19 protein-coding genes are annotated in these 18,738 nt (G+C 55.6%); 4 read left to right on the top strand and 15 right to left on the bottom strand.

Features of this window, described 5'->3' with window-relative positions:
• The first annotated feature begins 273 nt into the window (after positions 1-273).
• Entirely contained in the window at positions 274-3,423 is a 3,150-nt protein-coding gene (locus A6X21_RS12465) for a PSD1 and planctomycete cytochrome C domain-containing protein (protein WP_165603783.1), read from the top strand.
• A 33-nt stretch (positions 3,424-3,456) separates the two neighbouring features.
• Positions 3,457-4,902, top strand: a complete 1,446-nt coding sequence (locus A6X21_RS12460; protein WP_068848345.1) for a DUF1501 domain-containing protein — start codon at positions 3,457-3,459, stop codon at positions 4,900-4,902.
• Between the two features lie 7 nt (positions 4,903-4,909).
• On the opposite strand, the gene A6X21_RS12455 is transcribed toward A6X21_RS12460, so the two are convergent.
• From A6X21_RS12455 to A6X21_RS12410, 8 genes are all read right to left on the bottom strand, one after another.
• On the bottom strand, positions 4,910-5,263 hold the full coding sequence (locus tag A6X21_RS12455; protein ID WP_068848344.1) for a hypothetical protein: 354 nt from the start codon (positions 5,261-5,263) through the stop codon (positions 4,910-4,912).
• Between the two features lie 779 nt (positions 5,264-6,042).
• Entirely contained in the window at positions 6,043-7,215 is a 1,173-nt protein-coding gene (locus A6X21_RS12445) for a TlpA family protein disulfide reductase (protein ID WP_068848340.1), read from the bottom strand.
• A 141-nt stretch (positions 7,216-7,356) separates the two neighbouring features.
• Positions 7,357-7,743: an ankyrin repeat domain-containing protein gene (locus A6X21_RS12440; protein ID WP_083233578.1), complete on the bottom strand. Its 387-nt coding sequence runs from the start codon at positions 7,741-7,743 to the stop codon at positions 7,357-7,359.
• A 180-nt stretch (positions 7,744-7,923) separates the two neighbouring features.
• Positions 7,924-8,325 carry a hypothetical protein gene (locus A6X21_RS12435; RefSeq protein WP_068848336.1) on the bottom strand — a complete coding sequence of 134 codons (402 nt, stop codon included), beginning with the start codon at positions 8,323-8,325 and terminating at the stop codon, positions 7,924-7,926.
• A gap of 121 nt (positions 8,326-8,446) precedes the next feature.
• Positions 8,447-8,875 (bottom strand): cyclic-phosphate processing receiver domain-containing protein, encoded by a 429-nt coding sequence (locus tag A6X21_RS25575; RefSeq protein WP_068848333.1) that lies wholly within the window; start codon positions 8,873-8,875, stop codon positions 8,447-8,449.
• Positions 8,876-9,083: 208 nt separating this feature from the next.
• Positions 9,084-9,521 (bottom strand): hypothetical protein, encoded by a 438-nt coding sequence (locus A6X21_RS12420; RefSeq protein ID WP_131818313.1) that lies wholly within the window; start codon positions 9,519-9,521, stop codon positions 9,084-9,086.
• 288 nt (positions 9,522-9,809) lie between these two features.
• On the bottom strand, positions 9,810-10,214 hold the full coding sequence (locus A6X21_RS12415) for a hypothetical protein (protein ID WP_068848422.1): 405 nt from the start codon (positions 10,212-10,214) through the stop codon (positions 9,810-9,812).
• Positions 10,215-10,320: 106 nt separating this feature from the next.
• Positions 10,321-11,280 carry a DUF1559 domain-containing protein gene (locus A6X21_RS12410; RefSeq protein WP_068848327.1) on the bottom strand — a complete coding sequence of 320 codons (960 nt, stop codon included), beginning with the start codon at positions 11,278-11,280 and terminating at the stop codon, positions 10,321-10,323.
• Between the two features lie 500 nt (positions 11,281-11,780).
• Between A6X21_RS12410 and A6X21_RS12400 the strand changes: the two genes are divergently transcribed.
• Together A6X21_RS12400 and A6X21_RS12395 are read left to right on the top strand one after the other, a co-directional pair.
• Entirely contained in the window at positions 11,781-12,719 is a 939-nt protein-coding gene (locus A6X21_RS12400; protein WP_068848323.1) for a DUF1559 domain-containing protein, read from the top strand.
• 147 nt (positions 12,720-12,866) lie between these two features.
• Positions 12,867-13,292, top strand: coding sequence for a hypothetical protein (locus tag A6X21_RS12395; protein WP_068848321.1), 426 nt, complete (start codon positions 12,867-12,869; stop codon positions 13,290-13,292).
• A 184-nt stretch (positions 13,293-13,476) separates the two neighbouring features.
• Here A6X21_RS12395 and A6X21_RS25570 read toward each other — a convergent pair whose 3' ends face one another.
• The 7 genes from A6X21_RS25570 to rlmN all read right to left on the bottom strand — a co-directional run bounded on the left by A6X21_RS25570 (position 13,477) and on the right by rlmN (position 18,635).
• Positions 13,477-13,695 carry a DUF2188 domain-containing protein gene (locus tag A6X21_RS25570; protein ID WP_083233576.1) on the bottom strand — a complete coding sequence of 73 codons (219 nt, stop codon included), beginning with the start codon at positions 13,693-13,695 and terminating at the stop codon, positions 13,477-13,479.
• A gap of 302 nt (positions 13,696-13,997) precedes the next feature.
• Entirely contained in the window at positions 13,998-14,528 is a 531-nt protein-coding gene (locus tag A6X21_RS12390; protein WP_068848318.1) for a hypothetical protein, read from the bottom strand.
• Positions 14,529-14,601: 73 nt separating this feature from the next.
• A complete protein-coding gene (locus A6X21_RS12385; RefSeq protein WP_068848317.1) occupies positions 14,602-15,771 on the bottom strand; it encodes a helix-turn-helix domain-containing protein in 1,170 nt (389 codons plus the stop codon).
• A gap of 418 nt (positions 15,772-16,189) precedes the next feature.
• Positions 16,190-16,516: a type II toxin-antitoxin system RelE/ParE family toxin gene (locus A6X21_RS12380; RefSeq protein ID WP_068848315.1), complete on the bottom strand. Its 327-nt coding sequence runs from the start codon at positions 16,514-16,516 to the stop codon at positions 16,190-16,192.
• 5 nt (positions 16,517-16,521) lie between these two features.
• Positions 16,522-16,827 (bottom strand): type II toxin-antitoxin system Phd/YefM family antitoxin, encoded by a 306-nt coding sequence (locus tag A6X21_RS12375; RefSeq protein WP_068848313.1) that lies wholly within the window; start codon positions 16,825-16,827, stop codon positions 16,522-16,524.
• A 298-nt stretch (positions 16,828-17,125) separates the two neighbouring features.
• On the bottom strand, positions 17,126-17,539 hold the full coding sequence (locus A6X21_RS12370; protein WP_205847465.1) for a hypothetical protein: 414 nt from the start codon (positions 17,537-17,539) through the stop codon (positions 17,126-17,128).
• 46 nt (positions 17,540-17,585) lie between these two features.
• Positions 17,586-18,635, bottom strand: a complete 1,050-nt coding sequence (gene rlmN / locus A6X21_RS12365) for a dual-specificity RNA methyltransferase RlmN (protein ID WP_068848420.1) — start codon at positions 18,633-18,635, stop codon at positions 17,586-17,588.
• Positions 18,636-18,738: the final 103 nt, after the last annotated feature.

Here is an 18,738-nt window from a genome sequence, read left to right as displayed (position 1 = left end):
ATCGACTGGCCGAGGTTTGCGAGGGATTTTGCCATGTTGAATCGATCACACAGGATCGAGCCGAATGCGGGAGGTCCCGGTTTTCTCATGGCTGACTCCAGGCTCACTACATGGGTTGTCTGGTGTAGCACACCATGTCTCGCCGCATTAATTCTGTGCCTCGTGGTTGGCTGTCACCGGACGTGTGCTGCGGATGAACCGGTTCCTGTTCAAACCAACTCTGTGTCTTTTACACTAGAGCAGTTGAACTTCTTCGAAAAGGAAGTTCGCCCAGTGCTTGTTGAGCATTGCTACAAATGCCACTCTTCGGACAAGCAAAGCGGAAATTTGCGGCTCGACAGCCGGGAGTTTCTGCTGACTGGTGGAGAATCCGGGGCCGCACTCGTTCCCCATCGACCCGCCGACAGCGTGTTGATCTCAGCCATCAACTACGATGGTTACGAAATGCCACCCACCGGCAAGCTTCCCGCCCAGCAGATTGCCGCACTCACTCGCTGGGTCGAAATGGGTGCTCCGTGGCCTGCGGGAGAAAAGGTCAAAGCCAGTGGTCGCCGCCCGGGTGTGATTACCGCCGAAGATCGCCAGTGGTGGGCCTTTCAGCCACTCCCCGTTCTGTTTGAAGGGGCACAACCCACGCCAGAATTTGCTGGCCGTATTCACGATTCGACCAGCCAGGTCATTGATGAGCGGATGGCTCAAAAGCGGGCTCAGGAAAACTTTCCTCTCGACCCTGCAGAGGAAGCCTCTCGCCAGGCTCTGATTCGCCGTGTGACATTCGACCTCACGGGCCTGCCACCCACCTGGGACGAGGTCGAGCAGTTCATGGCCGATTCGGCTCCTGATGCTTATGAGCGTCTGGTGGATCGTTTACTGGGCAGTCCTCGTTATGCCGAACGGCAAGCACGGTTCTGGCTCGATCTCGTCCGTTATGCCGACAGCGATGGTTATCGGCTGGATGCTGCCCGGCCACATGTCTGGCGATACCGGGATTATGTCATTCGCTCTTTTGCTGACGATAAGCCCTACGACCGCTTCCTGCAGGAGCAACTCGCGGGGGATGAACTCTTCCCGCATGAACCCGACGCCATCGTGGCCACGGGTTTTCTCCGGCATGGAATTTATGAGTACAACAGCCGCGACGTCCGCACCCAGTGGAATCTCATCCTGGATGACATCACAGATACGACCGGCGATGTCTTTCTCGGCTTAGGCATGCAGTGCGCCCGTTGTCACGATCATAAATTCGACCCGATCTTGCAGAAGGATTACTTTCGCCTGCGGAGCTTCTTTGCCGGGATTCAGCCACATGAGGAGTATCTGATTCCCACTGATGCGGAACTCTCGGCTTACAAGGAAAAGCTCGCCCCCTGGGAAGCAGCGACCAGTTCGATTCGGGAAGAAATTTCTGCAATCGAGGCCAAGTATCGAGATCAAGGTCAGAAGCAGGCCGAAGGTCGCTTCCCGCCCGATATCCAAACGATTCTGGCCAAGCCTCTGGCGGATCGATCACCTCTGGAAAAACAGCTCGCTGCACTCGCCTTTCGCCAGGTCGAGTACGAATGGGAGCGATTGGATGGTCGTCTCAAAGGAGCCGATAAAGAGCGAGTTCTGGCTTTGCGTAAAGAGCTGGCCAAGTTTGATTCCATCAAACCGACACCACTTCCTGTTGCGACCTGCGTGACCGAATGGGGTGTCGATTGTGCTGAGATCACCATTCCGAAAAAGGGAAAAGAACCCATTGAACCCGGGTTTCTCACCATTCTCGATGCCGCGCCAGCCACTGTGCTGCCCATGGAAACACCACGAGGCAAGTCATCGGGGCGGCGAACAGCACTCGCCAACTGGCTGACTCGCTCCGATCATCCACTAACGGCCCGGGTGATGGTCAATCGTATCTGGCAACAGCATTTCGGACGGGGCCTGGCGGCCAACGCCAGCGACTTTGGCAGACTGGGTTCTTTACCGACACATCCCGAACTGCTTGATGATCTCGCTTCCCGTTTTGTGGCTGGTGGCTGGCGGATGAAGCCTCTGCATAAAGCGATTGTTCTGAGTGAAACTTATCGAAGATCTTCGTCACATCCCCAGTTGGCCGAACTTCAGAGGGTCGATCCCGAGAATACGCTTTATTGGCGAGGTGATGTCCGCAGGCTCGATGCCGAACAGTTCCGGGATAGCAGCTATCTGGTTTCTGGAGAACTCTCGCTCAAAACCACCAGTGGCCCTGGTGCACCAGCCGAAGCTCCTGTCCGTTCGATCTTTCTGCGAACGATGCGAAACACCCGTAATCCAGTACTCGACGCGTTTGATGCCCCCTTCTGGATCACCAGCAGTGCGTCCCGGCACTCGACGACCACTCCTGTGCAATCGCTGCTCCTTTTCAACAGCCAGTGGGCTTTGCAACGGGCGAAAGGATTGGCCGAACGTGTGACGAAAGCTCAGGGGGCAAAGCCTGCGGTGGATGATCGCCAGATCATTACCGACCTTTATCGGATGACTTTGAGCCGAGACCCCGAATCGATCGAGGTCGAAGCCGCCCTTGAGTTTCTGGGCAATCAGGCCCACACGATTAATCTTGCCGAAGCGTCCTCGGCTGAAGCCCGCTTTTTACACGATAAAATTCCCTTCCGCGATGGACATGCCGCTGTCGTTTCCAGCAAGCAGCTTCCCTTCATCGGCCCGGTGATCAAATCACCAGAAGCCAGCGACTTCACGATTGAGTCGTTCTTTGTGGTGCGTTCAATCTACGAGACGGGGGCCGTTCGCACGATTGCCGCCTGCTGGAATGGCAACATGGCTGAGGCTGGCTGGAACTTTGGCATTACTGGTAAAGGAAGCCGGCGTAAGCCTCAAACGCTTGTTATGCAGATGGTCGGGAAGACAGCCGATGGTAAAACGGCCGAAGCGGCACTGTTCTCCGATCATCACATTCAGCTCAACCAGCCTTACTATGCCGCCGCAGCCGTCATGCTGGCTCGTAATGGACAACCGGGGCAGGTCACGTTCTATCTCAAGGATCTGGCCAATGATGATGAACCATTGCTGATTGCGACAGTGCCTCATCAACTCGTGGGTGGGATCTGTGGAACGAACAGGCCTCTCATGGTGGGTGGCCGCGATCGCACGGAAGCTGCCCGGTTTGATGGCCTGGTCGACGATATCCGCATGAGTGCCGAAGCGTTGACTCCCGAACGGCTGCTGTTCACCAGTGATACTTTGCAGCCCAGCACGATGGCCTTCTGGCGGTTTGAGCCCACTCCCGGCCCCTTTGTCGATGCCTCCGGCCATGATCGTCATCTCGCCGATCGACCAGCGAAAGCCGAAGGGGGATCATCGTCTTCACAAAAGACAGCGATCTGCGAAGTCCTTGTCGACTTCTGCCACATCCTGCTGAACTCCAGCGAGTTCATGTACGTTCAATAGTCAATTTTGTCGTTCCCCTTAGAGGGCGTTGTTATGTTCTGCCATCGTCAGGATCAGCCAGTCAGCCGCCGCGATCTCCTCGCGAGTGCCGGGATGGGTTTTGGAAGCCTCGCACTGGCCTCGATGCTCTCATCGAAGGGAATGGCCGCCTCGACGGCGAGTGCGCCATCGAGTGGGGTGAAGTCACCACTGGCTGCCCGCTTGCCCCATTTTGCTCCGAAGGCGAAGAGCTGTATTTTCCTCTTTATGGAGGGGGGCCCCAGTCATCTCGATACGTTCGACCCGAAGCCACTGGTCAACAAGCTGGCGGGCCAGCCTTTGCCCGAGAGTTTTGGCAAAGTCATCACAGCCATGGGGGAAGCCAGTGCTCCGCTTCTGGCTTCCCAGCGTAAGTGGGCACAGCACGGAGAATCGGGTCTGTGGGTCTCGGACTGGCTGCCACATACCGCGAGGCATGCCGACAAGTTGGCCGTCATTCGTTCCTGCTGGGCGGATGGGATTAACCATTCAGCGGGCGTCTGCCAGATGAACACTGGCTCGATTCTCGGCGGGCGGCCTTCACTCGGCAGTTGGGTCACCTACGGCCTGGGGACCGAAAACACCGATCTGCCGGCCTTTGTTGTGATGCAGGATAACGTCTCGCAGGTCGTCAACGGGCCGCGGAACTGGAGTGCTGGTTTCATGCCGGCCCTCTATCAGGGGATTCGAATTGAAGGGGGGCAGGATCCCATTCCTAACCTGATGACCCCCGCGGGAAAAACCGCCAGTCAGCAGCAGGGGAAGCTGGCTTTTCTCAATTCGATGAATCGCGATTTCGCCGGTCGGCATCCCCAGCAGACCGAACTTGATGCCCGCATTGAAAGCTATGAACTCGCCTTCCGCATGCAGGCCGAAGCCCCTCAGGCGATTGATCTGGGAGAAGAGACCGAAGCGACTCAAAAGCTGTATGGCCTCGACCGGAAGGAAACCGCTTCCTATGGCCGACTATGCCTGCTGGCGAGGCGGCTGGTCGAGCGGGGGACGCGCTTTGTGCAGCTCTATCATGGAGCCGGCAGCAAATGGGATGCTCACTCGGGGATCGAGAAAAATCACACGTCGCTCTGCGAAGCCATGGATCTGCCCGTGGCAGGTCTCCTGGAAGATCTTTCCGCGCGGGGGCTGCTGGATGAAACGCTGGTCATCTGGGGAGGCGAATTTGGCCGCACACCGATGAGCGAGCAGGGGAACGGCCGCGACCACAACCCGACTGGCTTCACGATGTGGATGGCTGGTGGCGGTGTCGCAGGTGGGCAAGCGATTGGCGAGACGGATGAAGTGGGCCTGCACGCGGTGTCGCAGAAGATGCATGTCCACGACCTCCACGCGACGATTCTCCACCTGATGGGCCTGGGCCACATGGACCTCGTCTTCCCCTACAAAGGCCGCCCCGAACGCCCCACGCTCAACGAGGGGCATCCGTATGTGAAGATTACGGGGTAGGGGGGAGTTAAGGATCTCGCGTGTGGATCTGCCTTTCTCCGTTTTCAACCCAACTTGCTTCCATCCGCTCTTGGTTGTAGACGAAACCCTTCCAATGTGCCATCGCCCATGAAAGATGATATAGGGCCTTCCCAATCAATTCCATGAACAGGGCGAGAGGAAGGATCCATAGTTCGCGTCGATGGAATTCGCCCAATCCGAGGACAGCGAAGTAGATAGTTCTGCCCATCGTGATGTCCATAAAGAGCAGGGCACAGAATCGAATCAAAGCCGAAAATCCATGCAGAGCATAGCCCCATGGCGTGCACCTCCACTTGCCACTTCGCTCCACTTCACTATGCCACATCGGATTGAAGAACATCGGATTTGATCCATCAACTACACCGCAAAAGGAAGCATACTCCTGAGTGGAAGTTCTTGTGACTTGTCTATTCCTATTACTTTGGCTCACCAATTAGATCGGGTTTTCCGTCGGGTGGAATGATGATCATCTTGATGTCTTGGGCTCTGATGAAGAAGCGGGTTTTCGTTTCGTCTTCGAGGATCACCATGCCGTTCAATTCCCAGGGGAGTTTGCCGCTAGCGCCTTGAGAATTCGTGAATCCGATCAATCGCACCTTGTTGAAAGGCTCGTGGCCGGAAACATGGACGGTGGCAAGCGTGTCCTTCTTCAAGACGCCTCGGACTGAGATCACCTCCGGTTTTTAGCCTCCCGTGATCCACGAGAGCCCTCTATAAAAAAGCGTCAGTGTCATTACGGCGACAACAATCGCAACGCTGATTCCACCCGTAATACTGACCGTTTCAATAAAAGGCTGCATTGACAATTCTCACTTAAACTCGTGCAGTTACGTAGGGTGGGTTAAGGCTCTGCGCAACCCACCAAATCAGAATTTTCCGATCCAGTGAGCGATTACCACACGAATAACTAGGGTCGGATGTTCTTCTTTACGGCCGTGACGGGCTGATAGTCCAAATGTTGCTCTAATTGCCCGTGCGACGTAAATGACAAATCATACGATGGTGGGTTGCGCAAAGCCTTAACCCAACCTACCTGGCTAAGCGAGCCGGCGAATGCAATCTCATAACACCAAGCGGCTTTGAGCACACACAGTCGCTCGATCGGCCGCCCTGGGTGATTCACTTGCTTGCCTCGCCCTCCTCTAAGAGCAGTTTCACTTTCTCTTCGAGTTTCTCGCGACGCTGTCCTTTGAACCGAATCACGCCCTTCGCGTCAAGGATGTACACGGTCGGCCACCCGCGAACATTCCACGCCTTGCTGATCGGACCGTCCGCCCCGTCGCTCCCGTTCCAGAACGAAGGCCACGTCATTTTCTCCCGCGCCATCACCTCGGCCGCCTTCTCTCGCTTCTCGTCCCCGTTCACCGCCACGATGGTGAACGGCTTGCCCTTGAGTCGCTCGGTCATCTCCCGCTCGTGCGGTACGTCGGCCATGCATGGCCCGCACCAACTGGCCCAGAAGATCACTGCGACGACCTTCCCGCGGTGATCCGAGAGCTTGAACTTCGTGCCATCCACTCCCTCCGCCTCAATCTCGGGGGCAACCTTCCCGACCCGAAGGAGCCGAAGTTCGTACAACCCCTCCTTGGCGAACTCGCCGACGGTCCCACTCTTCTCGCCAATCAGCCGCGGGCAATCGCCATACTCTTGGATGACCGCCTCGTACGCGCTCTCGGCTGCGGCCGCCAGCTTCTCGGTGTCAGGCTGTTCCAGGTACACCGCGTCGTCATGCATCTCCTTGACCTTAGCCGCCTTCGCCAGGACCGCCTGGGCGCGGACCGTCTTGTCCGGGTTGTCCTTGGCGACGGCATCGATCATGGCCCATGCCGTGGCCGCCTCCTTCGGGTAGAACTTTTCATGCGGCGTGTAGTACCCGACACACGACACCAACTTGCCGACCTTTGAGTTCTTCGTGTGGTGCTTGGCCACTTCCTCCATCGCTGCGGGACCGGCTGGCAGATAATACGACCGCGGGATGGTGAGCACCCATTCGAGGGCGGCGACCGCATCGTCTGCCTTAGGATCGCCCTTCGCGAGTTCGACGGCGGCGTTGTACTGATCCCCTTGGGCCTTATCGAACGCCTTCCACAGTGCGTCGTGCTTCTCTCGCTTGTCTACGCTGTCTTCGAGTGACTCGGTAGCCGTTCGGAAGGCGGCCTCGGCGTCCTTGTGTGCCTTCTGGATCGCGGCGAGTTTGGCATCGGCACGCTTCTCCGCAGCCGGACTGTCGGTGGGTAATGCCGAGGCGATGACGCTCGCCGATACGATCACCACGAATTGAAACGATAGCATGTCTGGCTCCCAGCGACTTCAACACGAAATGGCCTCAGCGGCCGAACGACACAGCTCAGCAGCGGCGGCCGCTGGTGAGACGTTGAACCCTGAGAAACCGCAATGCGGCCGCCGTCGGGTGTAGCACCTTGTTCGGCCAGGCTATACCGCTCCGGCTTGTTTGAGAAGCTCGACCACGCCAAGGTGTCCGGACTCGATTGCACGCTGGAGAGCCGTCCGGCCTTGCTTGTCCTGCAAGTTGGGATCGGCGCCGCGGCCCAAGATTATCTGCAACAATTCCACGTGCCCATAGGAAGAAGCCAGCATGAGGATGGTAGTGCCAGCCAAGTCCTGAGCATCGATGTTCACGTCCGGTGCATCGAGAAGAAGCTCGGCGTATTCCCGATCTCCGAACTCGACCGCGTCGAACAGATCCGCGTCCAAGCCATCGACAGCCACAGGCGACACTCCGTCGTATGCTTTGAGGCCGAACAGATATTCGACCGCCGAAGTGCGGGAGAATGTTTCTGCAGATTGGCAGTGTGGCATGGACCTGTCAATAGGGTGAATCGGGGCAACCGGCCCCGCAGTCCAGCCTGTTGGAGCAGATCGAGGATGAACTCGCTCAGAAGCTGGCGGCGCACCAGAGAGCTTAGGCAAGGATTAACTTGTCATGTCTCGCCGTCTGCTGCAGCGCCTGGTTCAGCGCCTTACGCTGCCGGGTGCCGGCTACCAATCGAAGTCCTCGGCGAACTGCTCCCACGGCAACCCGCGGATGGCCCGGAATACCACGTTGGCGATCGGCTCGGCGTGGCAGTCGCTGGCGAACCAGACGACCACTAGCGCTGACCCCATGAACGCCGGGTCGATTGGGTCGTCGCACCGAACCCACGCCCGCAGGCAAACCGGTGGCAGGACTGGGTGGGCCGGGTCGCGGTCGTCCAACACGGGCGGGATGAGGTGGGTCTTGCGACGCCCCCAAGTGCCGTCCCGCTCGGCGACGGCCCGCTCGATGATCCGGGCGTTCATCTCGGCGTTCGGGCAGCCCTGAAGCAGCTCGGCGTAGGTGCGGGAGTAGTCGAACGCATCGAGCGTCACCCGCCGGCCGCAGTCGAGCGTCATATCCAGCATTCCGCCTCCGCCTCTGCCGCCGAACGACGGCGGTAACGGGGCCGCCGCCAAAAAACTATGATTTAAAATCCCGCGTCATCGGCGGCTCCCGTTCACCGCTTGGTTATCCGATTTTCTGCGGTCACATCTCGATCGAGTCTTTACTGTTGGTTCCGCGTTCGATCATCTCCAGAGCAACAGGATACCAGTATGATTCAATCCAATCATCTCCGATCGGCGCAATTCGATCAACAGTCCATCCAGCGTCCCGCATCGAAAACATCATTGAGTCAGCGGCATGGGCGTTTGTCGAATGAATTAGTGCAGGACATTTTGCCAGCCGAGTAATCAAGAATGCAGAAACGTCGCGGCCATCACCGGGATCCGGTTCATCCGGTGAGTCAGTGAATAAGTCGTGATCCAGACAGATCAGGTCAGGCGTGTCGTTCAGCGACCAGTATTCAGTTTCGAAGTCAGGTGCAGTTCGCGCGATCTTCAGGACTGCGCCTGGGTGATGCCGGGCAACAATCGCTCTGAATCGACGGATGCGATCATGGTCATCTTCAAGCATCAGAAGCAGTTTCATCGTAGTGCCAGTTGTGATGCTTGGTGATCGGATAACGACACAGCTCAGCAGCGGCGGGGCACCGGTGAGCTGAGGCCAGGATGAACTTATCATGTCTCGCCGTCTGCTGCAGCGTCTGGTTCGGCTGACTTGCCTCTGCCCACGGCCGCTTCTTTCCTGGGTCGGGCGGCCACAATTCACCGATTCACTTGGCTCACTCGTCGAGGAGCTTCAATTCATAGACGACCTTTCGGCTCTCATCCCGGACGGTGACCTTGTCGCCGAACTCGACTGACACACCGTGGGTGTCATTCACGATTCTGAATAGCTTCCTTTCCCAGACTTTCTTCTGGGCGTTATGCTGATAGATAAACACGTGAGTGGCATTAAACCCTGAGTACGGGCAGTGCCAGGCCACGAAGACCTTCTCCCCCCAGCCGCTGAACTCCGCGGTGGACACAGAGTACTCATCAACTTGCCGGAGACTGGTACGATGGAGTTCCTCCACGGCCTTCACGATCTCCGCTGTTGTCTTTGCCTCCTCGGGGCCGTGATCTTGCTTCTCCAGCTGCATCTTGTCCTGAGCCGAAACAGCACAGCACAGCACCATTAATCCCGCGAAGGCCGCGATGAGAAACGAAGTCTTAAACATGACTTGCCCCTGTGGGACCACGTAGTCGAACACCGCCGTCGATCATACCCAAGCCGGCAGAGGAGTTGTGTACCGATTGTGTAACAACTGACCGGCATGCCGCTTAGCCAGAGCTTTCGACTCGCATAACGACCCAGCTCACCGGCTGGGTGACGTTAGTCACAAGAACTTAGTCTGGCATTGTGTACTTTCTTGAGGGTCAAGCTGTTGGTGGGTGGCGGCACGGCAGCCTTGCCTTACGGGGCCATCATCATGCAGCCTTGTCCAGCCTCGTTTTTCGAAACTTCCTTATTTGGAAGTGACAGCGAAGTCGATGGCGTTCTCGCCTGAACTTTTGACGGTGGCGGTCAGCGTGGTGGCTCGGTTGTACTTCGCGGGGATCCGAGATTTGTAATCGGGAAGGCCGTCGGCAGCGGGTTTATCCGCTTCCACTTGTGAAGTGATTTCGACGCGCTTTTCACCAGCCGTACATTTCAACTCATACTCGCCTTTCACCACAGGCCCGGCATCGGCTCGCCCTTTTCCATCGATGGGAACAAAGAGCACATTGCCGGTATCGAGAGGCTGGCCATCCAGAGTCACTTTCCCCTTCACAACGACCAGTGTAGGAGCATCGGAAACTCCGCCGCACCCTGAGAGCAGCAGCAGGGAACCGGCCAGAATGGAAGTTGAAAAACTGTGAGGCAGCTTCATGAGATCCGCTTTACTAATGAGATTGAGCAAAAATAATGGCCCGTGATCCCATGACCACGGGCCACACATGCATCTCTGGTTGAGAATAGCCGAGGGTTGATGGCGACTAGAAGTCGCTGGTGGTTTCGCCACCGGCTCTTGAGCCGACAGCGCGCCAGACATTGGTGTCGATGTTCGATGACACAAATTTGCCAGAACCATCGGCCATCAGTGCATGGACTCCACCGGTATGCCGACTGCGGGCATAAATGTATTGAGGATCGGTTGAGCCAGTGCAGGGAGCATAAGTGGGACTGGCTGGTAAACCCTGGCAGGTACGCAGGAAGTCTGGGTTTGTCGAATTGGGAGGCAACTCTGTCGTGAAGAACGAGCTCAGGTGGTCGGAGCGATAGTAGCGGCCGCGCCAATCGCGATTTCCTGCCTGCTCGGGAACCAGATTGATCTCACTCACCATGACCGTATTCGATGTTCCATCGACAACCTGGGCCATGCGAACGCGTGAACGATAGAAAAACATACCGCTGAGTGCTGTGGAATTGGCCGCTGTGATCTGTTCATTTCCTGAGCAGACCAGATAGTTTCCACAGAAGCCGTCATTGTTATCGGGAGGATCAGCTCCTGGAGTGGCTTCGGCACCATGGACCGAAGTCTCCTTGGGTGAGTTGGGATCCGATGGGCATGACAGGCCAGGGATGATGGTATTCATCAAGGCACTGGGCCAGTGGGCTGAATTCTTGGCGACCATCCATGGTGTGAGCTGGTTGTAAAGTGGCCCCTGATCCATATAGGGGAGGATCATGGGCATCCAGGACATGGCCCCCGGCCCGCCCGCTCCGACCGTATTCAAACTTTGCGCCATACTTCCGAAAGGAAAGGTGTTATGCGTGTCGTGATAGTTGTGCATGGCGATCCCCAATTGCTTCAGATTGTTTCGGCATTGGGTTCTGCGGGCCGCTTCTCGTGCCTGCTGCACCGCAGGGAGCAGCAGTGCAATGAGAATCGCGATGATGGCAATGACCACCAGCAATTCAATCAGCGTAAAACCGGCCTGTTGCCTGGTTTTCATGGGAGGCCTTTCGTGGCTTGATCAGAGAGGAACGGGAAGGGAATGCGTAGTGAACACCACAGCAATGCTCAGGTGTCTCTAAACTCTGAAACACATCGGCAAAAATCAATACCAGAGAGTGATTCCACTCAATTTTGTTCAAAAATATGCTCGAATCAACACATAAGAATTGGTAATTGTGATTTTTATCTTCGGGTCTGAGAGATTTTACGCTTTATCAGAAAAGCCTTTGGGAGCAGTTTTACAACTTGCAAAGTCGGGCCATCACCTGCATATTGATCTGTCAACATATCAACAGCATTTGGCCTGACCAGAGAAGCTGAATCATTTCGCAAGTCATTGCCATTCTGGCGGTTAGTGGACATTTTTCAAAAGAAACTGAGCCATTGAGGCTTCCTTTCCATCCCATTCTGGCGGGAAATCTCCGCGACGGGTCTTGAGCAAATCACTTCATTTTGCACTTCTCTTTTCCATGCATGAGTAGATTTCAGGAGGGCTGTATGTCCCGAGAATTGACGTTGTCACCTCGTCGAGGGTTTACTCTCATCGAATTGCTGGTCGTCATTGCGATCATTGCAATTCTCATCGCACTCCTGCTCCCTGCGGTGCAGCAGGCGCGGGAAGCGGCTCGTCGCACGCAGTGCCGCAATACCCTCAAGCAGTGGGGATTGGCGATGCACAATTACCACGACACTTACACCCGGCTCCCCTTCGCAGCGACGAGAAATAAGCGGCACACGTGGGTCGTCAGCCTGTGGCCTTATATTGATCAGGCACCGCTCTATGCACAGTACGATATGAGTCGAGGTTTTTTTGAGTCACCCAATATCGTGCAAAGTGATCTGTCGGGTGTCCTGGCGAAAACGATCCCGCTGTACTACTGCCCCAGTGATCCTGGAGCACAGCTTTTCCAGGGGGATACCTACTGGCGGACTCGTGGGAACTATGTCGTAAATTTTGGTAATTTTTCGATCCCCAATGGTAGCAATACCATTGCCGCAGGAATGGCGCCTTTTGGATTTAATGGCGGGGCGGGGGCTCAAACGGAATCCCCACGCTCCAGCCGGATGAAAGATTTTGTCGATGGGACTTCATCGACGTTACTCATGTCGGAAGTCTTGCGACCGATCAATGCCACCGATGCTGATCATCGAGGTGATATCCATAATGATGATACAGGGGGGGCGTTCATGACGCGTTTAACTCCCAATAGCAGTGCCTCTGATATCGTGTTTTCTCCATGGTGCGTGGATAATCCTGCCGCCCGGCTTCCCTGTACAACAGGGAATGTCAGCCTGGGTTCCCGGAGCCGGCATACCGGAGGTGTCCATCAATTGCTGGCCGATGGGAGTGTGCGGTTCACCAGTGAGAATATCGATCTCAACTTGTATCGCGCCATGGGGACCATGGCTGGTCAAGACGTGGCGAGTCTCGAATGATCGCGTTGACTCGCTGGTCGATTGGCATCGATCACATGATCGTTGGCCACGTGGTTTGAGTCGCCGCCGTGATCGTTACCTGTCGGCGTGCCTATCGCAGCAATCTCCCGAAAGATGCGGAGTCGGTGTTTGATGGTATTTAAGCGTATGTTTCGAATGATCGGGTTGGCCGGTTTGCTGGCGGTTGTGGGTGCGGGTTGCAGTTCTTCCGATGCACCGCCCACGACGACCGTTTCCGGCCAGGTGACTTTGAATGGTGTGCCGCTGGAAACCGGCTCGATTGTGTTCGCACCCATCGACGGGAAAGGCCCGGTGGCTGGCGGGAAAATCAAAGACGGAGCTTATTCGTTCTCCAGTCCTTATGGTTCGAAGCGCGTGGAGATCAACGCTCCCCGCGTCATCGGCCAGAAGAAGTCGTACGATACGCCCGATAGCCCCGTGGTTGATGTGGTTGAAGAGGCCATCCCCGCGACCTACAATACGGCCACAACTATCACCGCCGAAGTCACCCAGGAAGGATCCCGCAAGTTCGACTTCGATGTCAAAGCGGCTCCTAAGCCGGTGAAGAAATAGCGCTGTGCTTTAGGGATGAGAAGTCGTCTGGGTGAATGTGCAACTCCAATAGATGTATGCAAAAGCTGCGCGCAGGAGCCTGCTACGGGACTGCAAGGTGTCACTGTCAAAAAGGAAAATCCTGCCGTGCGACGAACTTTCATCGCACGGCAGAACAGAAATTCGACCTCCGGGTTAGTTGATTTTACCCTTTTGGTGGGTATGGATCGTTTCCAGGTGCGACAGTGTCTTTTGCTCGGATCTTGCCATCCACACCTTGAATGGTCACTTCTCCGCCACCATCCCGGCGAACCTTGTCCTTTGCGATATGAATGGCGTCGGACTGCCTGTCGCTGACACTTCCAGCACGGTCGCCGTCAACTTTTTTTTCAGCCCACCGCCCGTCGGGTGTTGAGTAAACAATTCGATCATTTTTTTGGACATTATCGTTTTCTTTCTAGTGACCTGTTGTATCTCAGGTCAGCTAAATTAACCGCATGTGCAAATTTGGAAGAGACGAATCTCTTCACAGTCGTCCCAGTCAGCGTTAGACTCAAATTTGGAGTGGTTTGCCAACGCTGGCAATTCATCTAGCCTCACTTGTTGCTGCAAACAACGGTGAGGTTCTTTTGTTTTCCGTGCAGAAAATGTTAGGGTTTAATGGCACCTCGAATTCTTGTTAAGGCTCGCTGACCTGGAGTGAAGATTTACGGTCGCTGGCTTCGGTCAGCCGACTAGTCCAATGTCCTCGAAGCCATACAAATCATCATTCTCACTTTGCTTTCGCACCTTGGGGAGAAAGCCACGTTTTCTCAGCGCCGTCAAAATTCCAACAAGCTGGGGGCCAGGAATTTGGCGGTCGGTTCGGTGCCGAAAATCGGCTTCAATCTGGGCAACCACTTCAGGCTCGTATCCCAAGGTGTCTGATCCGTTTCCGAACCGAGCAACATCCTCGTAAAAAATGTCGATCAGGTGTTCCGTTTCTTCGGGTGAAAGCCGAGGCAAAGTCACCGCACGTTGCTGTGCCCCCTCCAGTCGCGGCCATTTTTTTTGCTTGCGTTTTGTCCGCATGTAGTGAAGCACATGCTCATTCGACTCGGTTCTCCCCGTCTGATTACGCCAAGCGTTGAGCATGTGTTGAAGGTCGTCTTGCCGAATTTCAAGCTGTTCGATTGTTATCCGAGTGTTCAAGTAAAGTTGTTCGAGAAGTGCCTTCTCGTGGTCAACAAGTACGATTGCTTTTCGCTTCAAAGGCATATAAAACCCTCACCTGAGATGATTCTTAGGAAAGATGAAGCCACCGCCAAGTCACTTCATCGCCATTCTAGTCCTACGATTGTGTTAAGTCGGATTCGCCATCTGCCTTGGCGATCTTAAGTCTGTGCGGGGCGCCTTTCTCGCCATTGGCATTAAAATTGATAATGCCAAAATCATCGGTTATCTCTTGGATGCGACGGATCAGCTCGGACGAGCACACACCAGTCGCTCTTTCTGCTTCATCCCAGGTTAAAGCCCCTGTTTGGATGGCCGTTTCCAAAAGTGTTTCAAATCTGATAGCTCGATCCTTCCAGATTGCTCCGGGTTCATTGTTTCGCCAACCTTTGACGGAGATTTCTCTCCAGAGTTTTTTGGCAAGTGATGAAGCAATTATTTTCTTCTGTGCGGCTCGGAAGATCATACTGGCTAGCGTGACGCCAAATCGCTCTTTGAAGCTGATTAACCTAAGGAAAGAGCGACCCTCAAAGGCCTTTTGAAGCTGGCTGATTGGCAGCAGAAATTCTGCTGCAAAATCGTTTGAAAACCTGTCTAAAATCTCTTCGCTACGGCATATCGACGCTGCATACCTCGCAAACAGCGAGCGGGCAATCTCGGTCGCCAGTATCAGTCGCATCCGTTCGCTGGCTATTGCAGGGTTAATGATCAACACTGGCATGTTGTTGTGCTGAGCCGTCAATGTGTCCACAGAAAGAACAGTTCTCAGCTCCATGACTCGAACTGCAAAAGTTTCCAGCATTTCTACGACGTTCTGAAGAGCGCTACCCTCATCAATACCCAGCGACTTTCTAGCCCTCCTAGCAAGTTCTTCAGGTGTCAACTCTGGATCAAAGAAATGGGGTTCCCGGCAGGAAAGCTTGGTATCGAGACGAGATTCCAGACCTACGTACGCCCCCACCCATCTCTCAGCCAGTGCTTCAAAATGACGCTTGTCTTGAACACGAACCCGATTTGGAAGATTTCGGTAGCGAAGATCCGTTAATCCGGTGCGTTCTCCAAGAAACCAGTTCAGACTTCTCCCGTAAAACTGGGCCAACGCGGCAAGCAGATAAAGTGGGGGCACTGTCGTGCCCTTTTCGTAGCTGGCAATGGTTGCGTGTGACACTGAAAAACCTGGCGGTAACCCTGCGGCTACTGCCCGTGTCGACACACCAATCTCTCGGCGGGCCTCCACGAGCCTGCGAGCAAGATCCCGATCGATTCTGTCGATGCATGCTTTCGCCATTTCTGTAGCTCCGTAATGGTAACTTTACAGAACTGCGCAAAAAGTTACAGGTGAATTCGGCGGAAAAATCGGAAAATGTGGAAACCGTCTTACAAACGAACAAATCCGCTAGCAACGATCGCTCGATACGGCCGTCTTAATTGCTCACGTAAGGCTAAGGACGTGTAATGACATGCGGAGCTTTTGCGGCGAGCCTAGTGGATGGGACAAGCGGCAGGGTGGCCCTTACGTCGCTTTGGACTCCTGGGTGGCGTCGATCACAAGAAATTCGTCTGAATGGTGTGATCGGCAGGCGGGAGCCTGCCCTACGGGACTGAGGATCTCCTCTGTGACCCGGATGAAGTGGCGGCGATCTGGAGACCGCCTGTCGCACTGCCACCCAGCTTGAAATCAGAATGTTGACTATGGCCGCCCGGTGTTATTCCATCAGCTCTTCGGCGGTCAATTCGTCGCGTGAACTGTGCCAGATTCGCAGGATCGTCACCGTTTGGCCGGTCACTTGGAAGAGAATTTGATGTTTGAATCTCGAATTGCCCACCAGCAATTCACGGATCGGTACGCTGAAACGGGCTGATTCCAGCAAAACCGAACAGCGATCCGGGTTCGCTTTGAATGTCGCATTGCAATTCAGGAGTTTCCTCAGCCATTTCTCACCGGCAGCCAATGCGGAACTTGAGTGGAACCACTGAAGGGTGGCATCGATATCGGCCTCCGTTTTGTGGGTGATTCTCACTCGAAAGCGCATGCCGCTCAGCCTTCGACCTTCATTCCGAACTTGCGGGCCAGTGCCAGAATGGCGGCGCGGGCGGGTTTGGTACGTACTGCTTCCAGATCGGCCAGACCCTCCTTAATGGCTTCGATCGCCTCTTGTCGTTCGGCTTTCTCAGCCAGTTCCTGCAGCCGTTGATAGGCCGCCGCATCCTGCACGACCACTTCGTCCTTGCCGTTGATGGTGAGCACCAGGGGTCCCCCCGACTCATGCAACTGCTTGAGATAGCCGGGTGTCATCCGTTTGAAGTTGGTGAGGGAATCGATCCCGTTCGATAAGTCGAGCATTGGTCAAGTTTCTCGCATTGAATTCGATGCGGATTGAATTTTAACCATGTTCCGGCTCCAAAACAGATCCATTTGGTGGGATGCCGTGGGCAGGGAAATGTTCTCGCGGCTTGCCCTCACCCCGGATTGCTCACTCTGGCCCTCTCACTTTGGCAAGGTACCCCTGACGTCGCTCTGGACGACTGGGTGATCGGAGTCAGGAGAAGCTTGTCTCTACTGTGTACTGCGGCAGGCGGGAGCCTGCCCTACGGGACGATGTTTTTGTGACGGCGGTGACTCAGTAAAGATCTCTTGGAAGCTATGAGACCGAACCATCGTCTGCATCGGCTGGTTCGTTCGTGAGTGATAGGCCGTCGGGGTAACCCCAGTCTTCCGGGTTGAGTATCACTTGAACCCAGTCACTCCAACAGTCGACGCCAAGGTCGGAAGCGACCACACCGGGATGGCTGGCCGCCCACCATGCTTTGACTTCGTGGTACTCATCGTCGGAGAGAGTAAATGGCTGCCAGCAACCCATCCGCCTGTCCTGGTCGCAAGGGTCGCTGCCCACCAAAAAGAACTCATTCAAGAAAGCCCGCGGAGGGAAGTATCCCGACCCTCCAATCACTCCGAAGATGCCGTACAGCACCGCCTCGTCCGCTTCGAGCACCTTTTTCGCAGTCAGTACTGCTTCTCCCATTTGAATGACACTCCACTTACCTAATGTGACCATTCACCATGAAGCTTGCCGAGCCCAATTGTCGGAGTTAATCAGGTACTTACAGCACGACGAGGTTTTGCTGCTCGCGTTTCATGCGGAGTTGGCCGCAGGCGGCGTCGATGTCGGCGCCTTTTCGTTTTCTGACGGTGACCGGGACACCGAAGGATTCCAGGATGGCGACGAACTCGCCGGTTCTGGGGGCGGAGGGTTCGGCGAAGGGGAGTTCTTTGACGCCGTTCATAGGGATCAGGTTGACGTGGGCAATGCGCGATTTGAGTAAATGGCCCAGTTGTCTCGCGTGCTCGGGCAGGTCGTTAATTCCGCCTAAAAGGACATACTCATAACTCACCCGGCGGCCAGTGATCGCGAAATAGTCGTCCGCCGCTTCCAGCACAGCTTCAATGCCAATGTTTTTATTGACCGGGACGAGCCTGGTGCGGAGTTCGGCTTCCGGAGCGTGAAGAGAGACAGCAAGGTTGAACTGGTGGCCCGTCTGGGCCAGTTCGCGGATTTTTTCGGGCAGGCCGACAGTCGAGACAGTGATGCGCCGCGCACCCAGGCCCAGACCATCTTCGGCGGTGAGTCGATCGAGAGCCGGGAGAAGGTTTTTGAGGTTGGCGAGCGGTTCACCCATTCCCATCACGACGACGTTCGTCAGTTTTTCATCAGCCGGGAGAAGGCGGTCGAGGCGCAGGACCTGTTCGAGGATTTCGCCCGTGGTGAGGTTACGCTTGAGGCCCAGAAGGCCGCTGGCACAGAAAACGCAGCCCATGCCGCAGCCAACCTGAGTGCTGATGCAGATGGTGCGGCGGTCGTCTTCACGCATGAGGACGCATTCGACGAGGGAGCCGTCGTGGAGCTGCAGGAGCAGTTTTTCCGTGCGGTCTTTGGCGATCTGATGAGCGACGACTTCGCTGGGGAGGAGCGTAAAACTGGCTGCCAGGAGTTCGCGCAGTTTGGCGGGAAGGTTGGTCATCTCGCCAAATTGTGTGGCTCGATTGGGGAAGATCTGCTGCTGAATCTGGCTGGCCCGGTAGGGGGGCAAGCCTTGTTCCTGGCACCACTGGACGAGTTCGGCGGGCGATTTTTCGTAGATGCGAGGCAGCATGGCACAGTCGATCTGAGACAAAAGAGGCGAGGAGGCGGAACCCAGAAACAACAGTGTTTTGATCAGACGCATCATGATGAGAACTGTCCCGCCTGCCAGGCTT

The sequence above is a fragment of the Planctopirus hydrillae genome, assembly GCF_001707835.1.
In the GTDB taxonomy this organism is placed as follows: domain Bacteria; phylum Planctomycetota; class Planctomycetia; order Planctomycetales; family Planctomycetaceae; genus Planctopirus; species Planctopirus hydrillae.
This window is presented reverse-complemented; position numbering and strand designations above follow the sequence as displayed.

Coding starts and splice junctions, on each gene's coding strand:
- A6X21_RS12460 (WP_068848345.1), top strand. CDS start 3,457: ATGTTCTGCCATCGTCAGGATCAGCCAGTCAGCCGCCGCGATCTCCTC.
- A6X21_RS12455 (WP_068848344.1), bottom strand. CDS start 5,263: ATGTTCTTCAATCCGATGTGGCATAGTGAAGTGGAGCGAAGTGGCAAG.
- A6X21_RS12445 (WP_068848340.1), bottom strand. CDS start 7,215: ATGCTATCGTTTCAATTCGTGGTGATCGTATCGGCGAGCGTCATCGCC.
- A6X21_RS12440 (WP_083233578.1), bottom strand. CDS start 7,743: ATGCCACACTGCCAATCTGCAGAAACATTCTCCCGCACTTCGGCGGTC.
- A6X21_RS12435 (WP_068848336.1), bottom strand. CDS start 8,325: ATGCTGGATATGACGCTCGACTGCGGCCGGCGGGTGACGCTCGATGCG.
- A6X21_RS25575 (WP_068848333.1), bottom strand. CDS start 8,875: ATGCTTGAAGATGACCATGATCGCATCCGTCGATTCAGAGCGATTGTT.
- A6X21_RS12420 (WP_131818313.1), bottom strand. CDS start 9,521: ATGTTTAAGACTTCGTTTCTCATCGCGGCCTTCGCGGGATTAATGGTG.
- A6X21_RS12415 (WP_068848422.1), bottom strand. CDS start 10,214: ATGAAGCTGCCTCACAGTTTTTCAACTTCCATTCTGGCCGGTTCCCTG.
- A6X21_RS12410 (WP_068848327.1), bottom strand. CDS start 11,280: ATGAAAACCAGGCAACAGGCCGGTTTTACGCTGATTGAATTGCTGGTG.
- A6X21_RS12400 (WP_068848323.1), top strand. CDS start 11,781: ATGTCCCGAGAATTGACGTTGTCACCTCGTCGAGGGTTTACTCTCATC.
- A6X21_RS12395 (WP_068848321.1), top strand. CDS start 12,867: ATGTTTCGAATGATCGGGTTGGCCGGTTTGCTGGCGGTTGTGGGTGCG.
- A6X21_RS12390 (WP_068848318.1), bottom strand. CDS start 14,528: ATGCCTTTGAAGCGAAAAGCAATCGTACTTGTTGACCACGAGAAGGCA.
- A6X21_RS12385 (WP_068848317.1), bottom strand. CDS start 15,771: ATGGCGAAAGCATGCATCGACAGAATCGATCGGGATCTTGCTCGCAGG.
- A6X21_RS12380 (WP_068848315.1), bottom strand. CDS start 16,516: ATGCGCTTTCGAGTGAGAATCACCCACAAAACGGAGGCCGATATCGAT.
- A6X21_RS12375 (WP_068848313.1), bottom strand. CDS start 16,827: ATGCTCGACTTATCGAACGGGATCGATTCCCTCACCAACTTCAAACGG.
- A6X21_RS12370 (WP_205847465.1), bottom strand. CDS start 17,539: ATGGTCACATTAGGTAAGTGGAGTGTCATTCAAATGGGAGAAGCAGTA.
- rlmN (WP_068848420.1), bottom strand. CDS start 18,635: ATGCTGCCTCGCATCTACGAAAAATCGCCCGCCGAACTCGTCCAGTGG.